Below are 2,967 nucleotides of genomic sequence, written 5' to 3'. Positions count from 1 at the left end.
CCGCCCGCAGCAGGACTATCCCGCCGCTACCGTGGTCGAATATTGCTCCGCCGTTCTCACACGATTCTGAGATCGTTGATGCCCGCGAAGGGTGATGGCGGACCATGCAGTTTTCCGGCCAATTATTCTTATGCTATGCTGGTCCGATGAGCCCGAACAAATACGAACAAGCGCAGGCTTGGGGCGCTATGATCCGTATAGTGGTCCTAGGCTCCCTATTTCTGAGCGGCCTTATGGCCGTCAGTTCAGCTATTGTTATCGGTGTGCTGGACCACTCCGAGAACGCCAACATCCTGAGGGGCATGCTGCTCCTATTTGGCATGACCGCCTTCGGTGTCGCCTTGGGTTTCCGAAAGGCTGAACGCCTGACATGGAAACATTGGTCAATAATTTGCCTGATGGCTGCTCCCGGAACGCTCTACATTTTCGTCCATTGAACGACAAAATTGGTCGATTTTATCTGGCCCGCTCTTTCGCCGGAAACCGGACGGGCAGCTGTCACGACGATCGAGGCCAGATCGGCCTGCTGAAGGATGATCGTGGGTGGGAAGCGGAGGGTCGGCTTTTGGTGAGATAGCCGATGATAGCTGACGCGGCTTGGGATAAGGTCATTCGGCAGCAATCGCCCTCATAACGAACGTTGACCCCGTCAGCGGTTGGGCCATTATCTTTTTGTGAGCAAGACAACTCTTTTTCGGACCACAGCGGTGGCTGCCGTATTCGTCGGGATACCGCTTTACTGGTGGGCGTTCCCGCCAAGGCTACCGATCGGCACGGCCAACGGCATCTATGCCAATGCCTGCTGTGGCTCGCTCAGGCTACGAAACGGCGAGTTGACCTTCGGTAAAGATCAGCGTGTTAGCTACGTTGTCGAGCACGACAAGGTTGGGCGGTATATCTTGCCAGCGGAGTATGTTGGAGTGACCGGTGGCAAACTGATATTCTCCGACCGATCCAAAAATCAAATGTATCTGCGCCTCGATGACAGCGCGATACCAGAAACCATTGAGTTGGATGGCGGCACCGTCACATACGAATTCCGACGGGAAGGGAACGGCAGCTAGCCACTCAGATTTGCTCATTCAGCCTGCGACCTACCAATCGATGAGCGGCCGGTTCAGAGATACGCATGATCACAACCGAATGACGAAAAATGGTCGTCAGTGTGCCTTCCGCTATGGTTCCGCTGTTTTCTTTGGCCATAACAAAACCACGAACGTAGCCACCATTGTTGCTACGCCTATAATGAACAGCGGCATGAAGTAGGTTGGACTGGAAGACAGAGCGGCAAACATCACCATTCCGGCGGCGACGGCCAAAATTGCCGAATGCTTATGGCGATAGGTTTTAAGGAATGGCGATGCCCAAACCACCTGCGCCCAGAGCAGGAGGGGAACAAATAGGGCGATCCACCCTTCCGTCACGCTTACGTCCTCTCAATCAACACGCTGCGATCATGTCTGCTTGTGGGCAACGCGGCAAGCAAGATAAACGCCCTGCTGTGGTCGGTTCCACCCGTCAGCTTCCTTGTTTGAAATGGCTCTCACATCAATTGCTGCCTACCTTCAGGTGGGACAAATCGAGGGTAGGATATCGAACGGTATTTAATGCCTCCGCCAATGTCGATGCGCTATATCCGCTGCCATAGTTATCAGCGATTGCCGTTCCTTTGCCGTCGGTTGTCCAGCCACCCAACAGCAGGGCGATGTCTCGGTCCACTTTTGATTCCCGCAAGCCATCTCTAAAATTGTGCCTGAAGGAATGAAAGCAGGTCAATGGACCTGCCGCATCAGCGCCAATCAGGAAGCGTGCGAACCATCGCGACAATCCAGTCGAGCGATAGCCAAGATGTCCAATTGGCAGCTCGGGAAACAAATTTGTCTCGCCATGCACTCGCTGCGCCTCGACGAACGCCAGAAAGCCAAAGCTGACGAGCGCATCATGAATCGGCACAATACGTTCGCTGGCCCCCGTCTTGACCCGCTTTTCATCTCCGGTTTGGCTCCATCCCTCCGCGATACGCAAACATGGAATGTTATCGATCCACTGCACGTCAGACACCTCGAGCTGCGCACCTTCATTTGCCCGAAGACCGCCGAAAAGAGCGAGGAGTGGAAGCCAGAAGCGCCCGCGCCGAGGACGCTGCTCACCCGGCACAGCATAACCTCGCTCATCGTCCAAACATCCAACATAGAGAGGTGCGGTGAAAATTCGCGTAAGCTGGCCGGTCGAGAACGGGCGGCGTTTGTCCCGTTTCTTAACTGGGTCGGTAAGCTTGAGCCCCTTCAGTGGATTTCGATCAATGTATCCCTCATTCATCGCCCAGTTCATCACCCCTCCGAACCGGTTGATATAGGCGTTAACATTGGCGGCGTTGATGAGACGCTGCTCACCTGACAACTTGGCTGCTGCCACTGCCTCACGCATGGGAAGTTTAGGAAAGCGCTTGTCGGCATGGGCAGGCATGTTCCGAAGGAGTTCGACAAATTCTCGGCACGCCTCTCGCGTGATTTCATTTAAAGATGTCGCTTCGCCGAAAGCTTCGACAACCCATTTCCGAGTGGTGGTGTGCGCAATCGCAGTTCGCTTGCTCCAAGCATGCTTGGGATCGGCAATGTAGCGATCGTAGACGTCTCCGATGGTCCTAATGATCGACGGTGGCTCTAATACTACGGATCGAGGACAAGCTGTGTCTGACGGTTTCCATGCCAGAGCACCTTCACCGGGCGAAAAAATTAAAGTTGGATCGACGGTGTGTCCAGCGTCTTCGCGCACCTTTTCAAACCGCGCTTCGACCTGCGCTGCGACCCGATGGATGCGCCTAAGCGCTGTTTTGAGACTATCAGTATCCAGCGACCGCCAGACTTCACATCCGTTCCAGATGGTGAGGAGATCGGCAGGAACGCGTCGTCGGTAATGGAAAATGCCTCGCTTCTGACACAGCCCAGTTGGTCGATTGTGTAGACG

General features: G+C 54.7%; 4 protein-coding genes. 2 read left to right on the top strand and 2 right to left on the bottom strand.

From position 1 onward, the window contains the following. Positions 1-104 precede the first annotated feature (104 nt). The gene (locus IL54_RS01635; protein WP_237748747.1) at positions 105-437 is read left to right on the top strand and encodes a hypothetical protein; all 333 of its coding nucleotides are present in this window, start codon (positions 105-107) and stop codon (positions 435-437) included. A 270-nt stretch (positions 438-707) separates the two neighbouring features. Further along, entirely contained in the window at positions 708-1,064 is a 357-nt protein-coding gene (locus IL54_RS01630) for a hypothetical protein (protein WP_037472431.1), read from the top strand. Between the two features lie 111 nt (positions 1,065-1,175). Here the strand turns inward: IL54_RS01630 and IL54_RS23835 are convergent, their stop codons facing one another. Then, the gene (locus tag IL54_RS23835) at positions 1,176-1,424 is read right to left on the bottom strand and encodes a hypothetical protein (protein ID WP_156106039.1); all 249 of its coding nucleotides are present in this window, start codon (positions 1,422-1,424) and stop codon (positions 1,176-1,178) included. Positions 1,425-1,548: 124 nt separating this feature from the next. Further along, positions 1,549-2,967 (bottom strand): site-specific integrase (locus IL54_RS22545; protein WP_193378797.1); only part of this gene is annotated, 1,419 nt, incomplete at its 5' end.

The organism is Sphingobium sp. ba1, from assembly GCF_000743655.1.
Lineage (GTDB): Bacteria > Pseudomonadota > Alphaproteobacteria > Sphingomonadales > Sphingomonadaceae > Sphingobium.
The sequence above is the reverse complement of the archived record's forward strand: the minus strand, read 5'-3'. Positions and strand labels throughout refer to the sequence as shown.